The sequence below is a fragment of the Nocardiopsis sp. iso_237 genome, assembly GCF_056173345.1.
In genome coordinates this window covers 1,205,553-1,224,859 of record NZ_CM149669.1, presented here as the reverse complement: position 1 = coordinate 1,224,859, position 19,307 = coordinate 1,205,553, and the positions used below count along the sequence as shown (strand labels likewise).

Sequence of the window (19,307 nt, the reverse complement as noted above, 5' to 3'; positions counted from 1 at the left end):
GTGTCCCTCAGCCGTTACTTGGCCGTGGGGTCACCGTGGCACTTCTTGTACTTCTTGCCGGAGCCGCAGGGGCACGGCGAGTTGCGGGCGGTGCCCGCGTACTCGTCGTCCACCGTCTCGCTGTGCCGCTCGACGGTGCCGTCCTCGCTCGGCGCGGAGTACTGGAGCTTGTTCGGCTGGTCCTCCCCGAACCCGGGGACCACCACGTCCTCGGGAGCCTCGGCCTCCTCGGACGGGGCGTCCGCCCCGGCGGCCTCGACGTCCTCGTCCACGGCCGTGGCCACGGCGGTCGCCCCGGAGGAACCACCGACGGTGGCGGCGGTCTGCGCGGCGGCGGCGGCCGTCAGCGCGGGCTCCTCCTTCTTGCGGACCTGGACCTCGACGTTGAAGAGGAAGCCGACCGACTCCTCCTTGATCGCCTCCAGCATCTGCTGGAACATGTCGAAGCCCTCGCGCTGGAACTCGATCAGCGGGTTGCGCTGGGCCATCGCGCGCAGGCCGATGCCCTCCTGGAGATAGTCCATCTCGTAGAGGTGCTCACGCCACTTGCGGTCCATGACCTGGAGGATGACGCGGCGCTCGACCTCGCGCATCGCCTCCTCACCGAGGTCCGCCTCACGGGCGTCGTAGGCGGCCTTGGCGTCCTCGACCACCTGGGTGGCGATAAGCTCGCCGGTCAGGGTGTGCAGGTCACCGTTCTCCTCGACGAACTCGTCGACGGTGAAGCTGATCGGGTAGACCTGCTTGAACGCCCGCCAGAGCTTGTCGAGGTCCCAGTCGTCCGGGTCACCCTGGGCGGTCTCCTCCACGACGTAGCCGCGCAGGACCTCCTCCAGCATCTCGATGACCTGGTCGCGCAGGTCCTGGCCCTCCAGCACCTTGCGGCGCTCGGAGTAGATGACCTTGCGCTGGCGGTTGAGGACCTCGTCGTACTTGAGGACGTTCTTCCGGATCTCGAAGTTCTGCGTCTCGACCTGGCCCTGGGCGGAGGCGATCGCCTTGCTCACCATGCCGGACTCGATCGGCTGGTCGTCGGGGATGTTCAGCTGGTTCATGAACACCTCCAGACGACTGGAGTTGAACAGACGCAGCAGGTCGTCCTGGAGCGACAGGTAGAAGCGGGACATGCCCGGGTCACCCTGACGTCCCGAACGGCCCCGGAGCTGGTTGTCGATGCGGCGCGACTCGTGGCGCTCGGTGCCGAGCACGTAGAGGCCGCCGGCCTCGACGACCTTCTCGTGCTCCGCCTCGAACTCGGCGGTGGCCTTCTCCAGCGCGTCGGGCCAGGCCGCCTCGTACTCCTCCGGGGTCTCCAGGGGGCTCAGGCCACGGGCCTGGAGCTCCTCGTCCGCGAGGAAGTCGGGGTTGCCGCCCAGCATGATGTCGGTACCGCGACCGGCCATGTTGGTGGCCACGGTGACGGAGGCGAGCTTGCCCGCGCGGGCGATGATCGACGCCTCACGGGCGTGGTTCTTGGCGTTGAGGACCTCGTGCGGAACGCCCTCGCGCTTGAGCATCCGGGAGAGGAGCTCGGACTTCTCGACGCTGGTCGTACCGACCAGGACCGGACGTCCCTCCTCGTGGCGCTCCGCGATGTCCTCGGCCACGGCCTGGAACTTGGCGTCCTCGTGCTTGTAGACGACGTCCTTGACGTCCTCGCGGACCATCGGCTTGTTGGTCGGGATGGGGACCACGCCGACGCCGTAGGTCTGGGTGAACTCCGCCGCCTCGGTCTGGGCGGTACCGGTCATGCCGGACAGCTTCTCGTAGAGGCGGAAGTAGTTCTGGAGCGTGACCTTGGCGAGAGTCTGGTTCTCGTCCTTGATCTTGACGCGCTCCTTGGCCTCGATGGCCTGGTGCATGCCCTCGTTGTAGCGGCGACCCGCCAGGACGCGACCGGTGAACTCGTCGACGATGAGGACCTCACCGTCCTTGACGATGTACTCCTTGTCCTTGCGGTACAGCTCCTTGGCCTTGAGGGAGTTGTTGAGGAAGCTGATGAGCGGGGTGTTGACGGCCTCGTAGAGGTTGTCGATCCCCAGCCAGTCCTCCACCTTGGCCACACCGGACTCGGTGATGCCGACGGTGCGCTTCTTCTCGTCGACCTCGTAGTCGGTGTCCTTCTTCAGGCGGGGCGCGATCTTCGCGAACTCGGCGTACCAGCGCGAGTTCTGCTCGGAGGGGCCGCTGATGATCAGCGGGGTGCGCGCCTCGTCGATGAGGATGGAGTCGACCTCGTCGACCAGGGCGAAGAAGTGGTCCCGCTGGACGGTGTCCTTGAGCGAGAGGGCCATGTTGTCGCGCAGGTAGTCGAAACCGAACTCGTTGTTGGTTCCGTACGTGATGTCGGCCAGGTAGGCCTTGCGACGCGCCTCGGCGGTCATCTGGGGGCCGACGACGCCGACCTCCAGCCCGAGGAAGTGGAAGATGCGGCCCAGGTTCTGGGCGTCGCGTCGGGCGAGGTAGTCGTTGGTCGTGATGACGTGCGCGCCCTTGCCCGCGAGCGCGTTCAGGTACACCGCGAGGCTTCCGGTCAGGGTCTTGCCCTCACCGGTCTTCATCTCGGCGATGTTGCCGAGGTGCAGGGCGGCCGCGCCCATGATCTGAACGTCGAAGGGGCGCTGGCCCAGAGTGCGCTTGGCCGCCTCACGGACGGTCGCGAAGGCCTCGGGGAGGAGGTCGTCGAGGGACTCCCCCTCCTCGTAGCGCTCCTTGTACTCCTTGGTCAGGTCGCGCAGTTCGTCGTCCGAGAGGTCGACGTAATCGTCCTCAAGGGCGTTGACCTGGTCCTTCAACTTCTTGAGCCGGCGCAGGATCTTACCTTCACCCGCGCGCAGGAGCTTGTCGAGTATGCCTGGCACTTCCTATGCGCTCCTCGCAGATCGCGGTTGGCTCCACCGAGGGGGTGGAGAGTCAGATCTAGGCCCGCTGACCGCTTCCCTTGGCCACGGAGGTCAGGGGTCAATCCTGGGTCCTCGGGCCTACATCCTAGAGGACCCGGAACCGCTTCCCGTCCTCTGGACAAACGAGCGGGACGGGCCTGGATGTTCCCACCTTTTTCGTGATCATTCGTGCAGAGTCGCGCATTGTTCCGGGTAGTTCAAAGGGAGAGAGCGGTGGTTTCGGCGGACCCTTTCAGCCGGTTCGGGCGAATCTCCACCGGACGCGACCGTGTTCCCAGGGGGACCACATGCGAACCAGAAGAGAGCGTGAACCCGCCGAGGCGTCCGACACCGGAACTCGACTGTCGAGGACCCCGGACGACGCCGTCGACGAGTTCCTCCACGGGCGGCGCCCGACCGTGCTCGGGCCCCGCGACGACGAGGACCCGGGGCTCGCGTGGGAGGCGTACCGGCCCACGGACGAGGAGAAGGACCGGCACGGGCACATCCGGGGGTTCCAGCGCCAGGGCGGTTCGCTGGCCCCGACCAACGGGCACCGGGGAAGCGCGGCGTCGTGGGCCTGCGTGGCCCTCGCCGTGGTGGGGTTCGGCCTCGGCGGTCTGGCCCTGGTCCTGGGCGGATCGGTACCGCTGCTGGTCGCCGGGGCCGTCCTGATGGTCGCCGCCGCCGTCGTGGCGGTGGTCTTCGACATCCTCACTGACGTGGTGCTGGATCCGCCGCGCCTGGAGTCGGAGGAGCCGCACCAGACCCCGCTGCACCGGATCAAGCACCCGCGCAGGGCCTGACACGGCACGCGTCGCGGCGGGCCGCTCGGGCCCGCCGCGACGTGTGTTCAGCCCACCTCCGTGCGGGGGTGTCGGGGACGAGGACCGCGTGGACTAGTCCACGAGACGAAGGACGCCGTAGTTGAAGCCCTTGCGCCGGTAGACGACGCTCGGGGTGTCCTTGACCTCGTCATGGAAGAGGTAGAAGTCGTGTCCGACGAGTTCCATCTCCATCAACGCCTGGTCGATGCTCATCGGCTTGGCACGGTGGAACTTCTCGCGCACGACCACGGGGGTGTCCCCCTGGGTGTCGAGTTCCACGAACTCGTCGGAGAAGCGGCCGTCGAGTTCGACGCCGTCGATCGCCTCCTCGTCACCGCGCTGGGCCGGGGGAGCCTTGGTGACCGTCTGGACGGACGAGGGCAGGTCTCCGGGGAGGTTGGCCGTGGCGGCCGCGACGGAGACGGGAGTGTGGTTTCCGCGGTGCACCTTGCGGCGGTCCGCGGACTTGCGGAGGCGGGCCTCGATCTTGTCGATCGCGAGGTCGAGAGCGCCGTGACGGTCCACGGACGCGGCCTCGCTCCGGATGACCGGGCCGTCGGAGTGGATGGTCAGTTCAACCCGCTCGCGGACGTCAGCGAGCTTGGGGTTGCGCTCCTGGGACACCTCCACATCGACGCTCATGCCCTTGCGCTCCCACTTGGAGAGCCTGTCGAGCTTGTTCTCGACGTGCTGTCGGAACTTCTCACTCACACCAGTGCGTCGACCTTTGACGATGATGTCCATAGGACCCCCTTCATCGCGTGGCCGTCGTGAAGGCGACGGCCAGGCTGGCTCTGCTCCCCTCCCACGGCGGGGAGGGTGTGACGCGTCAGCCCTCCTTCCGTTCGTGCCCCGTTCTCTCGGGGGGCACCGCTCGGTTGGAAATCCGTATACCCATCAGAGGCAGGGTCATCACGCGCCCCAGGGACACGATTGGCCGGGGCCTTCGGATGGGAAAGAAAGAAATTTGACTCGTTTGGGGTGATTCGCCCACCAGACGGCGAAGACCGGGCGGGATCGGTCAGGGCCCGGGAAGCTCCGGGGAGGAGAGGGCCGAGGTGGTGTCGGGCCGTGGGGAACCGTGTGGGGGCCCGCCTCCCCGGGACCTGCGTCCCGGGCACGGCGAACCCCCCAACGTTGGTATGCCACCCGTCCGGCCGACCTGGTCTTCGTCCCCACATCCGCCTGCTGAGAGTGTCGCCGCTCTTGTACGCGACTACTGCTCTTCTCCCGGTCATGAGGGACATCGGGACCCTCAGCGGGGCAGGGCTTACCTCTAAGGCGCACCGTGATCGGTCGACGAAAAGTCGCCTTACGTGGGCCGTTTCGCCTGCGCCTGGCATCGGCTTGCCGGATGCGCTCCACGGTGTTCCCGGGAGCACTGAGTATCCGGCGCAACCACGGACCCGGACGGGTGCCATACCTGGACCGTAACCTGTCCCAGCGCGGATGTCAGGTAGCGAACGGGGTACCAAGCGGTCGACAAGCGCCGCAAACCCCTGCGAACAGGCATGTTTCGCCCGATCAGGGGGGTTTGTAAAACCTTCTTTCCGGCCCGGCCCCCGACCCCGAACCGGGTCGGCCCGGAACCCGGTCGCGCTCCGCGAACACCAGGACACCCACCACCCGGGCCCCCGCCGCGCGCAGGGCGCGGGCCGCCTCCTCCACCGTCGCCCCCGTGGTGAGGACGTCGTCGACCACGACCACGCGCCGCCCCCGCAGGTCCCAGCACCCGACGGGCGGCCGCAGGGCGGCCACCAGGCCACCCGCAGACCCCGACCCACCTCGCGGATACCCCCGACCCCGCCGACTCCACCACGACCCGCTGAACCGCCCGCGCGCAGTCACGGATCCGTCCGGACCACCGCACGGCGTTCCCGTGGGCCCCGCGTCCGCATCCGCCCTCGCGGACCCCTCACCGGCGGACGGACGCCCCGTGCCGAAGCCATCGGATTCCGGTCGCCCGCGCGCCGTAACGGGGCCCCTCACCCGATCGCCCGACGATTCCACGGGATCCAGGGCCGCGCGTGTCATCGCGGCCCCCTCACCCGCACAGGACCCGTGAACCGGGCCTGATCCGCCGGTGATCCGACGCCCCGCCACGAAGCCATCGGATTCCGGTCGCCCGCGCGCGGTCAGAGAACCGTCCGAGCGGTCGCCCGACGTTCCCGTCGGCCCCTCGTCCGCATCAGTCCTCGCGGACCCCTCACCGGTGAATCGAGACCCAGTGCCGAGGCCATCGGATCCCGATCGCCCGCGCGCGGTCAGAGAACCGTCCGGGTAACGGCCCGACGTCCTCGCGGGCCCCTCACCGGCGGACGGACGCCCCGCGCCGAAGCGACCCGGTTCCGTACGACGAGAACCTGCACGGGACCCGATCCGGAGCCACCGCCCGCCGTGGGGCCGGGGCTCGGCGGTGAAGACGCCCACCCGGTTCACCAGGCGTTCCGCCCTGCACAGACCCACCTGCGGGCGGGCGCGGCGGGCGTAGCGGAGCACCGGGGCCACCCCCGCCGTGGCCGTGGGTCCCGCATCGTGGGCGCAGGCCCGCGCGAGCCTCAGGACGGCGCCGCGCCCGGACCGCGCCCCGCGCCCCGGGACGGGCACCAACAGCGTGTCCGGGGCGGCCCAGCCCGAGGCCCGGTAGGCGACGGCCAGCCTTTCCCCGAGGAACCGGGTCAGGCGGTGTTCGCCCCGGTGCTTGAAGGCGAGCAGGACACGGCGGTGGTGACCCGCGTACGGTCCGGCCGCCCAGGTCGGCGGGCGGCGCCCGCCCGCCTGGCGCGGCCGGTGGTCCAGCAGGGTGCGGCAGCGCGCGCACAGCGGGTCGCCGGGACCGGAGCAGCCCGCGCAGTCCCGGCGCTGCACGAGTTCCGCGAGGGGGTCGAAAAGGGTGGCGAGGCGGCGCGACGCGCGCACGAGCGCGCCGAACCACCGCCGCCCGGGGGAGGCAGGGTCCATACCTCCAGCTTGGGTGGGGCGGGGCCGGAGCGCCAGTGCGGATGCGCGGGCTGTGGACAACCGGTCCGGGAGTGGTCAGCCCGGGAAGGTGGGCGAACCGCCCTCCACCACGTTCTGCCAGTTCAGGGGGTCGTTGGACACCCAGATGTTGCCGTCGTCCGAGCCCGCGAGCAGGGGTTGCCCGGGCGCACCGGAGATGGTGATCATCCCGGCGACCGGGGCTCCGGCGCTGGCGGCGGGCGTCCCGCCGTCCAGGGAGACGAACAGCGCCTGGGTGGTGCCGCCGTCCCGGCTGCCGAGGACCACCAGCTGGTCGCTCGAACGCCAGGCGATGCTGGTGATGTTCTCCAGCTCCTGGTCCGCGAGGCTGATGAAGGCGCCGACGGACACCTGGCCGTCCTCGCCCTCGACCACCCGGCCGACCTGGAGCGAGCGCACGCCGTCCCGTTCGGTGACCACGGCGGCGCGGGCGCCGTCGCGGGAGATCCTGAAGTGCACCAGCGACTGGTCTCGCAGGCCCCTGACCTCGGCCTCCACGACCTCCTCGCCGTCCCGGAGCAGCCAGAGCGCGGTGTCCCCGGGAGCGGGCGGGTCCTCCTCCGCCGGGCCGGTGCCGGGGTCCTCGTCGTCGCGGGGCCCGTCCTCCTCCTCTTCGTCGTCGGAGCGGCCCTTCTCCCCGGTCTCCTCGACCACCCAGAGGTTGCCGTTCACGTCCCAGGACAGCTCGGTGAACACGCCGTCGCTGAGCACCTCCTGGGTGTGCGCGCCGGGGCTGGCGAAGCTGGTGACCACCTCCCGGCCGCCCAGGGTGATGCCCGCGATGGTGCTCTCGTCGAGCGAGACCGCGAACCGGTCCAGCTGGACCTCTCCCGCGCCCAGGGGGCCGGGGACCCGTTCGGCGTCGTTGAAGTTGTCGGCGTCCCAGTCGGCCGCCGACCAGAGCTGGCCCTCGTGCGTGTAGTAGGCGTGCACGCCGGAGAAGGTGGCGCCGGGGCTGACCCTCGCCCAGTAGTCGCTGCCCGGCCGGGGGCGGTCGGAGCTGTCGCCGTCGGACTGCGGGAAGCTCACCTCGTCCCCGTTGATCCTGAGGGTGAACTCCTGGATCTCGGGGAGCTGGCGCAGGGTCCAGGCGATCTGGGCGCCCATGCCGTACTCGTCGGCGTCGGTCTGCCCGTTGATGTCGATGACCGCGCGTTCGGTGTCGATCTCCAGTTGGGGCGCGGTCCCCTCCGGGAAGGCGGAGAGCACGGCCGGGGCCAACCAGTCGGTGGGGCCGCCGATGAGCTTGCGCAGCAGGCGCTCGGCCAGCTGGTCGGTGCTCACGGGCAGGTACACGGGGTCCGGCACCAGGGCGGTCCCCGCCGGGTTGAAGAAGTACAGGTTGAACGGCCGGTAGGTCCGCTCCACGTCCAGCTGGCTGAGGATGATCTCGTCCGGGAGGTCCTGGATGCGCCACTCGCCCTCGGGGTCGTCCTCCTCCTTGGCGAGGGTGAAGGTCTCCTCCAGCATGGTTCCGGTCTCGGCCGGGACGTACTTGCCGCTCTCGTCGATGCTGGCGATCTCGTTGCTGCGGATGCGCACGGTGGCGCTGAGGCCGTCGGAGGAGACCTCGGAGTCCATGTCGACCGCGTCGAGGTCGGAGAACACCCGTACGGCGGCGTCCGGGGTCCACTCCTCGCTCTGCTCGGGGAGCATGTAGCTGCGGGCGGCCTTGTGGTCCTCCTCGAAGCTGCCGAGGTCCTTGAGGAAGCCGTCGATCAGGCCCTCCGGTTCCACGCCGGGCTGCGGTCCGGCGGGCAGGAGCCGCACGTAGCCGCCGTAGGGGTCGCCGGAGCTGTCGCCGCCCTCACTGGGGACGACGGGGCCGGTCATGGGAACACTCGCACAGGCCGCGAGGGACACGCAGGCGAGCGTTCCGGCCGCGATGGTGCGCGCGGCCCGGGCCAGACGTCCCGGGCGCTCCACGTCGCTCACAGCACCTCCTCCTCGTCGGGTCCGAACCGGCCCCGCACGTCCTCGGCCGCGTTCCCGCCGTCCTTGTCACCGAAGGGCGGGTAGTTGCGGCCCAGCGCGATCTCCGGCGGGACCAGGGGCAGCGGTGATCCGCGCAGCTCGGTGCCGGACTGGCGGGGCAGGGAGAGCCGGAACTGCGAGCCCTGTCCGGGCAGGCCCCAGGCCTGGAGCCAGCCTCCGTGCAGGGTGGCGTCCTCCTTGGCGATGGACAGGCCGAGCCCGGTCCCGCCGGTGGTGCGCACCCGGGAGTAGTCGGCCCGCCAGAAGCGGTCGAAGCACAGGTGCTCCTCCCCCTCCTTGAGCCCCACCCCGTAGTCGCGCACGGCCACGGCGACGGCGTCCCGGTCCCCGGCGGCGGCCACCACCACGTCGCGTCCCTCGCTGTGCTCGATGGCGTTGACCACCAGGTTGCGCAGGATGCGGTTGATCCGCCGGGTGTCGAACTCCGCGACCACGGGGTCGGCGGGCAGGCGCAGGACCACCTTGATGCCCCGGCCCTCCGCGATCTGCTCGGCGTCCCCCACCGCCTTCATCACCGAGTCCCGGATGTCCGCCGACTCGATGCCCAGGGTGGCGGCCCCGGCGTCGTGGCGACTGATCTCCAGCAGGTCGGCCAGCAGTTCCTCGAACCGCTCCACCTGGCTCTGGAGCAGTTCCACGGACCTGCGGTGGGAGGCGTCCAACTCCTCGCGGTCGTCGAACAGCAGGTCACCGGCCATGCGGATGGTGGTGAGCGGCGTCCGGAGCTCGTGCGAGACGTCGGAGACGAACTGGCGCTGGAGCTTGGACAGCTCCTCCAGTTCCTGGATCTTCTCCTGGAGGTTGCCCGCCATGTCGTTGAAGGACATCGCGAGCCGCGCCAGGTCGTCCTCGCCCTGCACCGTCATGCGTTCGGTGAGGTCCCCGGCGGCCAGGCGTTCGGCCGACTGCGCGGCGGAGCGCACCGGTGTGACCACCTGCCGGGTGATCATGAACGCGATCAGCCCGAGGAGGATCACCAGCAGCACCGCGACCAGGGCGACCGTGCCCTGCACCAGGTCCAGGATCTCCTGCTCGTGCTGGAGCGGGAAGATGTAGTAGAGCTCGTACGCCTGGTTGATCTGGGCGCCCACGACCAGGGCCGGTTCGACCGAACCGTCCTCCATGTCGATGCGCGTGTACGTGTGGTACTGCTGGTCGAACACCTCGGACTGGCGGACCTGTTCGACCAGGCGCGGCGGGACGCTGCCCTCACCGGTGGCCCAGCCGAGCTCGTCGCTCACCGAGGGCAGGATGAACACGCTGTAGAGCCCGGTGTCGCCGCTGCGGCTGGTCAGCTCGCTGGCGACGTTGTTCAGGAGACGGTTGCGGTCACCGATCTCGTTCTCCTGGAGCTCCGCGAGCGCGTAGTTGAGCCCCGCGCGGTGGTCGTTGACCGCCGCGTTGGTCTTGGCGTCCAGCAGACCGCCGCGCACCTCGGAGATGAGCACGTACCCCAGCCCCGCCATGACCAGCAACGACAGGACCAGGGTCGTGCTGATCACCCGCAGGTGCAGGGAGCGGCGCCAGTTGGTGTGCACCCCGCGTACCAGCGCGCGGGCGGCGCGCTGGGCGAGGAGGTAGGCACGGGTCAGACCCGTGTTGTTGTCCCGCCAGCCGCCGCTCTCGGGCAGGCCGGGGGGAGGGGCGGACCGCTCTCCCTCGGAGTCGGCTCCCCTCCCCTCCTCGGGTTCGGACGCGGTCATGTGGGTCCAGAGCGGGTCAGGCGGTCCCGGCCTTGTAGCCGACGCCGCGGACGGTCACGACGACCTCGGGGTGCTCCGGGTCCTTCTCGATCTTGGCGCGCAGGCGCTGCACGTGCACGTTGACCAGGCGCGTGTCAGCGGCGTGACGGTAGCCCCAGACCTGCTCCAGCAGGACCTCGCGGGTGAAGACCTGGCGCGGCTTGCGGGCCAGGGCGACCAGCAGGTCGAACTCCAGCGGGGTGAGGCTGATCTGCTCGCCGTCGCGGCGCACGGCGTGCCCGGCGACGTCGATGGTGATGTCACCGATCTGGAGGACCTCGGGCGCGGGCTCCTCGGTGCGGCGCAGACGCACGCGCACGCGGGCCACGAGCTCCTTGGGCTTGAAGGGCTTGACGATGTAGTCGTCGGCGCCCGACTCCAGACCGAGGACGACGTCCACGGTGTCGCTCTTGGCGGTCAGCATGACGATGGGAACCCCGGACTCGGCGCGGATCTGACGGCACACGTCGATCCCGTCGGCCCCGGGGAGCATCAGGTCGAGGAGGACCAGGTCGGGCTTGGTCTCGCGGAAGGCCTCCAGAGCCTTGTCGCCGTCGTGGACGAACGAGGGCTCGAACCCTTCACCGCGCAACACGATGCCCAGCATCTCGGCGAGGGCGAGGTCATCGTCGACAACCAGTACACGTCCCTTCATCGGTGTGTCCGGCGCCAGGGTCCACCGCCTCGGAGGCGGGGGGTACCGGCGCCTACTCCTCTCTCCTGGAACACTCAAGCGGCGTCAGTGGTCGGTGCCCGTGATCCCCGGGTCGGGGAACGATCCCCGACTGGGGGACCGCGTTTCGCCTCCCCCAACCTTGCCAGCTTCGGACACTGTTGGAGGAGCGGTCAGCGGTGTTGGGCCCTTTTGGACCGTATTCGGTCACCGGCGGCGTCATCCCTGGCAAAGGAAGGCCCGGAAAGCTTCGTGACTTGGCCGGTTGGTAACAGAAAGCATACAAAAGGAATGAAGTGCGTGGGTTGCCTACGACACACTGCAAGGCCACTGAGAAGCGGTGGAACCGGCCGGTAGGTTGGTTTCCGACACGTCAGAATTGGCGCGAAAACGCTCGCGCGCAGTAACCGAACCTCACGGAGGGCGGGCAGATGAGCCAGGAGGACGACCACCGGGAGAGGCCGGGGGGCATCCCCGACGGTCCCGGAGGACAGGGGTCGCCCGATTCTGGAGACACCCCCGGGTCGGGCGGTTGGGCCGCCCCGGGGCAGGGGTCCCCCTCCGAACCGGGTGAGAGCGGTCCCACGCCCGCTCCCCCGCCGCCTGGCCACGGAGCCCCCGGCTTCGCGCCCCCCGAACAGGGCGCTCCCCCCGGATACGGCCCCCCGCCCGGCCAGGGCGCTCCCCCGGCGTACGGCCCGCGGCCCGGGTACGCGCCGCCTCCCGGTCACGGCCCGCAGCCCGGGTACGCGCCGCCTCCCGGATACGGCCCCCAGGCCGGTCACGGCCAGCAGCCCGGCTACGGACCCCCGCCGGGGTACGGTCCGCCTCCCGGGTACGGACAGCAGCCCGGCTACGGCCCGCCCGGCCAGGGCGCGCCCTACGGGCACGCGGCCCACGGCCAGGACCCGAACGCCCCGCGGCCCGCACCCATCAAGCCCGGGATCGTCCCGCTCCGCCCGATGTCGCTCGGTGACGTCTTCAACGGCGCGTTCAGCTACGTCCGCCAGAACCCGCGGACCACCTTCGTGCTGTCGCTGATCGTCATGGCGGTCGCGTCGATCGTCGGCAGCGTCGCGTCGACCTGGGCCACGGGCGACTCCCTGTCGTCCCTGAGCACCCTCGACGAGATCATGGCGGACCCGGAGGCGTTCGACCCGGACGACCCGATGTTCGCGACCTCCCCGTTCGCGACGCTGCTGTCCTTCGCCGGCGCCCTCATCGTGCTGGTCGGCGGGGCGATCCTGATCGGCACGCTCTCCTCCGTGGTCGGTATGGCGGTGCTGGGCTACCGGCTCACCATCGAGCAGGCCTGGGCCTCCGTGCGCGGCCGGGTCGGCTCCATCATCGCCCTGGCCTTCATCAAGCTGGGCATCCAGATCGTCATCGGCGTCGTCGCGGCCATCGCCTTCTTCATCGCGCTCTTCATCGGCCTCATCGCCGGTTTCGGCATGGCGGACCCCGTGGCGGGCCTGATCATCGGGTTCCTCATCGTGTTCGTGGCGGCCGTGGCCGTCGGCGTACCGACCATGTGGGTCTGGGTCCGCCTCTACTACGCCATGCCCCTGGTCGTGCTGGAGCGGCTGGGCCCGGGCCAGGCCATGGCCCGCTCGTGGCGGCTCTCCCAGGGCGCCTGGTGGCGCACGTTCGGCTACTGGCTGCTGAGCGGGGTGATCGTGCTGGTGGTGAACATGCTCCTGGCCGGTCCGCTCGGGATCGCCCTCCCCTTCCTGTTCGAGGTCGACACCTTCGGCCCGATCCTGGCGGGGACCGTCAACTACGTGGTCACCGTGCTGATCTACGCCGTCACGCAGCCCTTCCTCGCCGGTGTGACGACCCTGCTCTACATCGACCTGCGGATGCGCCGTGAGGGTCTCGACCTCCAGCTGCACCAGATCGCCCAGCGGGGCCAGCCGGTGGGCTCGGAGGTCTACCTTCCGGGGTACCGCACGTGAGGGGCCCGCTCATCGCGCCCCTGGACGTGACCGGGGAGGAGGGTCGGCGGCGCGCCATCGAGGAGCTGTCCGACCCCCTCTACGGCAAGAACGAGCCCTCCCTCCTCGACCGGTTCCTGAACTGGCTCGGAGAACTCCTCGACCGCCTCGCCGCGGCGGGCGAGGGCGTCATCCCGGGCGGATGGATCCTGGCCCTCGTGCTTCTGGTCGTCGCGGTCCTGGTGATCGTCCTGATCGTCTACCTGCGTCCCTCACGCAACCGGAAGGCCGAGCCTCCCCTGCACGAGGGAACGGTGCGCACCGCCGCCGACCACCGGGAGCTGTCCGACCGGGCCGAGGCCCGGGGCGACTTCGCCGAGGCCGTGACCGAGCGGCTGCGGGCGGTCAGCGTGGACCTGGAGGACCGGGCGATCGTCGGCCCCCGCCCCGGACGGACCGCCACCGAGCTCGCCGCCGAGGCCGCCCTGTCGCTGCCCGGTGAGGCCCGGGGGCTGGACGAGGGCGCCCGCCTGTTCAACGACGTGGTCTACGGAGACCGCCCCGCCACGGCCGATGCCGCCCGCACCATGCGTGAGCTGGACGTGCGGCTGAGCGCTGCCCGCCCCGTACTCGACGACGAAGGGTCCCGATGACGACCACCGCACCGGGGCCGGTCCCTCCGCGATCAGGCACCGGACGCCTGTGGCGCGCCAGCAGGCTGCCGCTCGCCGTCATCACCGTGCTGGTCGTGGCGGCGGTCCTGCTGTCGCTGGGCGAGGAGCAGTTCCCCTCCGGCTACCTGGAGCCCGGCAGCCCCGAACCCCAGGGGTCGCGCGCCTTGGCGCGGCTGCTGGACGAGGAGTCCGACGTCACCGTCGCCCGTACCTCACGTGAGGCCGCACGGGCGGTGGAGCGCTCCGGCGACGACACCCTCCTGCTGCTCACGCTCGACCACCGGCTGCTCCCCGAGGAGCTGGACACCCTCGCCGGGCTGGAGACCGACACCTTCCTCGTGCAGCCGTCGCTGCGCTCCCTCACCACCTTCGCGCCCGGCGCGGACGTGACCGGCCGGGCCCACGACGACGGCACCCGCGCCCCCGACTGCACGATTCCCGACGCCACCCTCGCCGGGGACGCCGGGGTGGCCGGTGAGCTCTACTCGGCGGAGCCCGGGACCGAGGCCCTGGGCTGCTACCCCTCCGAGGAGGGTTTCTCGGTGCTCCAGGTGGCCCGGTCCGACGGGTCCACGACGACGGTCCTGGGCACCGGCGCCCCGCTCACCAACCGCGACCTCGACTCGGCGGGCAACGCGGCGCTGATGCTCAACCTGATCGACGCGGAGCACGTGGTGTGGCTTCGGCCGGACCCGCCGCAGGAGGTCGGGAGCGCCAACCCGTGGGACCTGGTCCCGCTGGGCCTGCGCTGGTCGCTGGCCCCGCTGGCGCTGGCCCTGCTGCTGTTCGCGCTCTGGCGCGGACGGCGGATGGGCGCACTGGTCCCCGAGGCGCTTCCGGTCGTGGTCCGGGCCGCCGAGACCACGGAGGGCCGCGCCGGGCTGTACCAGTCCCGGCAGGCGCGCGACCGTGTGGCCGCCGCGCTGCGCGAGGGGTTCCTGGAACGGTCGGTGCCCAGGCTGGGCCTGAACGCGGACGCCGGTCCGGACGCCGTGGTGGCGGCCGTGGCCGCGCGGAGCGGGGCCGATCCCCAGTCCCTGGCGCCGTTGCTGTACCCGGCCGAGCCGGACCCGTACACGGCGGACGACGCCGCGATGACGCGGCTGGCCGAGGAGCTTGACCGACTCTCCGAGGCCCTGCGGTGAGCCCCGCGCCACCGCCCCGCGGACGAGAACAGACCACTGAGGTATCGAGAGAGGTAGACGGCACGTGAGCGCCTTCACACCCGAGGCACTGCCCTCCGCCGACGAGGCCCGGGCGGCGCTGACCGCCCTGCGCCGCGAGGTGGCCAAGGCGGTCGTGGGCCAGGACGAGACGGTGACCGGGCTGGTCGTGGCACTGCTGTGCCGTGGCCACGTACTGCTGGAGGGTGTGCCCGGTGTCGCCAAGACGCTGCTGGTGCGCACGGTCTCGCAGGCCCTGTCACTGGACCACAAGCGGGTGCAGTTCACCCCGGACCTGATGCCGGGCGACGTGACGGGTTCGCTCGTCTACGACCAGCACACGGCGAAGTTCGAGTTCATGAAGGGCCCGGTCTTCACCAACCTGCTGTTGGCCGACGAGATCAACCGGACCCCGCCCAAGACCCAGGCCTCCCTGCTGGAGGCCATGGAGGAGCGGCAGGTCACCGTGGAGGGGCGGCCGGTCGCGCTGCCGGACCCGTTCATGGTGGCGGCCACCCAGAACCCGGTCGAGTACGAGGGCACCTACCCGCTGCCCGAGGCCCAGCTGGACCGCTTCCTGCTCAAGGTGACGGTCCCGCTGCCCGAGCGCAACGCCGAGGTGGCCATGCTGGGCCGCCACGCCGCCGGGTTCGACCCCGGTGACCTGGCCGCGGCCGGGGTGACCGCCGTGGCCGGGGCCGCGGAGCTGCACGCCGCGCGCGCGTCCGTGGCCCAGGTGCGGATCGCGCCCGAGGTCCTCGGCTACATCGTGGACCTGTGCCGCGCCACCCGCTACTCCGCCTCCCTCCAGCTGGGCGCCTCGCCGCGTGGCGCCACGGCCCTGCTGCGCACCAGCCGGGCGTGGGCGTGGCTGTCCGGTCGCGACTACGTGACCCCCGACGACGTCAAGGCCCTGGCCAAGGGCACGCTCCGGCACCGGATCGGGCTGCGCCCGGAGGCCGAGCTGGAGGGCGCCACCGCCGACGGCGTCCTCGACGGCGTGCTGGCCTCCGTCCCGGTGCCCCGCTGATGGTGGTCACCGGCCGGGCCGCGCTGCTGGCGCTGGTCGCGGCGGTCGCGGTGGCGGTCTCCGGGGACATCGGCGGGATCGTCACCTCCGTCTCCGTCGGTCTCGTGGTGCTGCTGGTCGTGCTCGACGTGCTGCTGGCGACGTCTCCGGGGCGGCTCCGGCTGTCCCGGGAGGGTGACACCACGCTGCGTCTGGGCGAGTCGGCCGAGGTGTTCGTGACGCTGGCCAACCCGACCCGGCGGCGGCTGCGCGGCCGGGTCCGCGACGCCTGGCCGCCGAGCGCGCACGCCTCCCCCCGGTCCCAGCCGCTGCTGGTGGGCCCCGGGGAGCGGCGCCGTGTGCGGACCGGGCTCACCCCCACGCGCCGGGGCGACGCCCGTGCCGCCGGGGTGACGGTGCGCAGTGTCGGACCGCTGGGGCTGGCCGGGCGTCAGCGCACGCTCACGGCCCCCTGGACCGTGCGGGCCCTGCCCCCGTTCCACAGCCGCAGGCACCTTCCGGGCAAGCTGTCCCGGCTGCGCGAGCTGGAGGGACAGCACACGGCGATGGTGCGCGGCCAGGGCAGCGAGTTCGACTCCCTGCGCGACTACGTGCCCGGTGACGACGTGCGCTCCATCGACTGGCGGGCGACCGCCCGCAACGACGGCGTGGTGGTGCGGACCTGGCGCCCCGAGCGGGACCGGCGCATCCTCATCGTGCTGGACACCGGCCGCACCTCGGCCGGTCGGGTGGGCGACACGCCCCGGCTGGACCACGCGATGGACGCCGCGCTGCTGCTGACCGCGCTCGCGGGCAGGGCGGGCGACCGGGTGGACTTCATGGCCCACGACCGCACCGTGCGCGCGCAGGTCCGCGCCTCGGGCAAGGGCAGCCAGGTCAACCGGGTGGTGGAGGCGATGGCCACGCTGGAGGCCACGCTCGTGGAGTCGGACCCTGCGGCCCTGGTGAGCTCCGTGCTCACCCAGGGGCGGTCCCGCAAGCTGGTCGTGCTGCTCACCGACCTCAACGCCACCTCGCTGGAGGAGGGGCTGCTGCCGAGGCTGCCGCTGCTGTCCACGCACCACCTGCTCCTGGTGGCGGGGATCAGGGACCCCGAGGTCGAGGAGATGGCGGCCGGGCGGGGCAGCCCCGAGGCCCTGTACCGGGCGGCGTCGGCCGAGCGGACGCTGGGCGAACGGCACCGGATCAGCAAGGAGCTGCGCCGGATGGGCGCCGAGGTGGTGGACGCGACCCCCGAGCAGATCGCCCCGGCGCTCGCGGACGCCTACATCAACCTCAAGGCCCAGGGGCGCCTGTAGGACCGGACCGACGAGGGGCCACCACCGCGCGCGGTGGTGGCCCCTCGTGTTCTCGGGTCAGGCGTCCTTGTCGGAACCGCCCCGCAGCTTGGCGCCGACCTCCAGAGCGGAGCGCTCCTCGGTCAGCCGCCGCAGGGCCTCCTCCTTGGAGACGGTGGAGCGCGGGGTCACCAGGCTGACGACCACCCCGGCGACCAGGGCCACCACCAGCGACGGGATCACGGCGTTGCCCCAGAAGGCGGTGAACGAGGCGACGTTGTTGACGACCAGGGCCGCCACCGATCCGCCCAGCATCGCGGCGATCCCGCCCTGCCAGGTCGCGCGGGGCCAGAACTTGCCGAGGAGCGACGCCACCAGCAGGCCGGTGAGCACCGTGGAGATCATCAGGGTGATGTACCCGATCAGGGTCGTGGCCATGAGGGAGAACACGAGGGCGAGACCCATCACCGCGGTCAGTCCCCACCGCGAGTAGCGGACCAGGTTCCTCGGGTCGGGGAGCCTTCCGGTGACCAGCTGGGAGATGTCGCGGACCAGGATGGTGACGCTCACGATGGCGTCCGAGTCACCCGAGGACATCGTGGCCGACAGCCCGGCGACGAGCAGGAACGCGCCCAGCCACACCGGGAACAGGGTGGTGACCAGGTACGGGAAGGCCATGTCCGGGTTGTCGAGCGCGGGTTCGAGGGTGTGGGCCGACATCCCCGCGATCGCCGGAAGGACCGAGAAGGCCGCGAAGAGGACCCCGGCGAGGACGAAGCTGCGCCGCACGGTCCGCACGTTGACGGCCGCGTAGATCCGCTGGCGGTACGACGGGGTGGCCAGCACACCGACGGCGATGACCACGGCGAGGGAGAGCGCGGGCACCGGGCCCAGGGCCTCGTAGCCGAACAGGGAGAGCGCCTCCTCGGAGGAGCCCTCACTGAGTCCGTCGAGTCCGCCGACGCTCACCAGGGCCAGGACGGCGAGGACGGTGAAGCCGAGGAAGAGGATGGTGCCCTGGATGGCGTCGGTGATGACCACCGCCAGGTAGCCCCCGACGATCGTGTACACCCCGAAGCCGAGGGCGATGACCACCTTGGCCGTGTTCTGGTCCATGTCGGTGAGGAAGGAGAGGTACATGGCCCCGCCCATGATGTGCGCGCCCAGCCATCCCACCGAGGCGAGGAACAGCAGGACGGCCACCACCCCCTTGATCGCGCGGCTGGCGCCGAAGTAGTAGCTCATCTCCTCCGGGAAGGTCATGAACCCCTTCTCGCGCACGTCGGCGAAGAGCCACAGCAGGAGGAAGACGCCGGTCGCGCCGCCGACCCCGTACAGGGCCCCCGCCCAGCCGTTCTGGTACGCGAAGCCCACCGCGCCCAGGCTGGAACCGGTGCCGACCAGGGTGGCCAGGGTGCTCCCCATGACCAACGGGGTGCCCAGGCCGCGTCCGGCGAGGAGGAAGTCCTCACCGTCCTTGGTGCGCCGGGCGACCCACCAACTGATCGCGATCATCAGCAGCACCGAGGCGAGCAGTGCCGACAGGTAGATCACGTTGGACTGGCTCATGACGAACCTCCAGGGATGACGGGGGGAGGGGGTGGGTGGGGAGTGGGGTGGGGGGTGTGGGTCGAGCTGGGACGGGGCCCGTGCGGCCCGGATCCGGGAACCGGGCCGCACGGCGGGAGCGGGGGCTCGGGGCCCCGGGGTCAGCCGGCCGGGTGGTACAGCACCGCGTCGACCTCGATGGCGAAGCCGGGCAGGTCCGCCTGGATGGTGGTCCGCACCGGCGCCTTGTCACCGAAGTACTCCGCGAACACCCCGTTCATCGCCTGGAAGTCGGCCAGGTCGCGCAGGTAGACCCGGGCCTGGACGGCCTCGGACAGGTCCGCTCCCGCGGCCGCCGCCACGGTGGCCAGGTTGTCGAACGTGGCGCGCGCCTGCTCCAGGAACGGGCCCTCGATCACCGAACCGTCGGTGCGGTGCGGCGTCGCTCCTGCGAGGTAGACGAAGTCCCCGGCCACGACGGCGTGGGAGTAGGGGCCGCCGGGCGGTGCGGCGTCCGGGGTGTTGACGATCTTCTTCTCAGCCATGCTTCCTCCTTGGGTGT

General features: G+C 71.1%; 14 protein-coding genes. 6 read left to right on the top strand and 8 right to left on the bottom strand.

The features are described 5' to 3' along the window. Positions 1-14 precede the first annotated feature (14 nt). Entirely contained in the window at positions 15-2,861 is a 2,847-nt protein-coding gene (gene secA / locus AC0VYM_RS05685; protein WP_475459743.1) for a preprotein translocase subunit SecA, read from the bottom strand. 329 nt (positions 2,862-3,190) lie between these two features. Between secA and AC0VYM_RS05680 the strand changes: the two genes are divergently transcribed. Continuing rightward, positions 3,191-3,688, top strand: a complete 498-nt coding sequence (locus AC0VYM_RS05680; RefSeq protein WP_475459741.1) for a hypothetical protein — start codon at positions 3,191-3,193, stop codon at positions 3,686-3,688. Positions 3,689-3,781: 93 nt separating this feature from the next. Here the strand turns inward: AC0VYM_RS05680 and hpf are convergent, their stop codons facing one another. From hpf to mtrA, 5 genes are all read right to left on the bottom strand, one after another. Further along, positions 3,782-4,453, bottom strand: a complete 672-nt coding sequence (gene hpf / locus AC0VYM_RS05675; RefSeq protein ID WP_475459738.1) for a ribosome hibernation-promoting factor, HPF/YfiA family — start codon at positions 4,451-4,453, stop codon at positions 3,782-3,784. Positions 4,454-5,233: 780 nt separating this feature from the next. Beyond that, on the bottom strand, positions 5,234-5,467 hold the full coding sequence (locus AC0VYM_RS05670) for a phosphoribosyltransferase family protein (RefSeq protein WP_475459736.1): 234 nt from the start codon (positions 5,465-5,467) through the stop codon (positions 5,234-5,236). Positions 5,468-6,745: 1,278 nt separating this feature from the next. Then, entirely contained in the window at positions 6,746-8,644 is a 1,899-nt protein-coding gene (locus tag AC0VYM_RS05665) for an LpqB family beta-propeller domain-containing protein (RefSeq protein ID WP_475459734.1), read from the bottom strand. Then, positions 8,641-10,407 (bottom strand): MtrAB system histidine kinase MtrB, encoded by a 1,767-nt coding sequence (gene mtrB / locus AC0VYM_RS05660; RefSeq protein ID WP_475459732.1) that lies wholly within the window; start codon positions 10,405-10,407, stop codon positions 8,641-8,643. The genes AC0VYM_RS05665 and mtrB overlap by 4 nt, the downstream gene beginning before the upstream one ends. Positions 10,408-10,423: 16 nt before the next feature. After that, positions 10,424-11,101 (bottom strand): MtrAB system response regulator MtrA, encoded by a 678-nt coding sequence (gene mtrA, locus AC0VYM_RS05655; RefSeq protein WP_014908694.1) that lies wholly within the window; start codon positions 11,099-11,101, stop codon positions 10,424-10,426. A gap of 449 nt (positions 11,102-11,550) precedes the next feature. On the opposite strand from mtrA, the gene AC0VYM_RS05650 reads away from it, so the two are divergent. The 5 genes from AC0VYM_RS05650 (at position 11,551) to AC0VYM_RS05630 (ending at position 17,218) form a co-directional block, all read left to right on the top strand. Then, a complete protein-coding gene (locus tag AC0VYM_RS05650) occupies positions 11,551-13,074 on the top strand; it encodes a DUF7847 domain-containing protein (RefSeq protein WP_475459728.1) in 1,524 nt (507 codons plus the stop codon). Beyond that, the gene (locus AC0VYM_RS05645; RefSeq protein ID WP_475459725.1) at positions 13,071-13,706 is read left to right on the top strand and encodes a DUF4129 domain-containing protein; all 636 of its coding nucleotides are present in this window, start codon (positions 13,071-13,073) and stop codon (positions 13,704-13,706) included. Before AC0VYM_RS05650 ends, AC0VYM_RS05645 begins: the two co-directional genes overlap by 4 nt. After that, positions 13,703-14,872, top strand: a complete 1,170-nt coding sequence (locus tag AC0VYM_RS05640; protein WP_475459723.1) for a DUF4350 domain-containing protein — start codon at positions 13,703-13,705, stop codon at positions 14,870-14,872. Before AC0VYM_RS05645 ends, AC0VYM_RS05640 begins: the two co-directional genes overlap by 4 nt. Before the next feature lie 64 nt (positions 14,873-14,936). Further along, a complete protein-coding gene (locus tag AC0VYM_RS05635) occupies positions 14,937-15,920 on the top strand; it encodes an AAA family ATPase (RefSeq protein WP_475459721.1) in 984 nt (327 codons plus the stop codon). After that, entirely contained in the window at positions 15,920-17,218 is a 1,299-nt protein-coding gene (locus AC0VYM_RS05630) for a DUF58 domain-containing protein (RefSeq protein WP_475459718.1), read from the top strand. The genes AC0VYM_RS05635 and AC0VYM_RS05630 overlap by 1 nt, the downstream gene beginning before the upstream one ends. Before the next feature lie 57 nt (positions 17,219-17,275). Here the strand turns inward: AC0VYM_RS05630 and AC0VYM_RS05625 are convergent, their stop codons facing one another. Then, on the bottom strand, positions 17,276-18,766 hold the full coding sequence (locus AC0VYM_RS05625) for a sodium:solute symporter family protein (protein ID WP_475459716.1): 1,491 nt from the start codon (positions 18,764-18,766) through the stop codon (positions 17,276-17,278). A 140-nt stretch (positions 18,767-18,906) separates the two neighbouring features. Further along, a complete protein-coding gene (locus tag AC0VYM_RS05620; protein WP_475459714.1) occupies positions 18,907-19,290 on the bottom strand; it encodes a RidA family protein in 384 nt (127 codons plus the stop codon). Between the last annotated feature and the right edge of the window lie 17 nt (positions 19,291-19,307).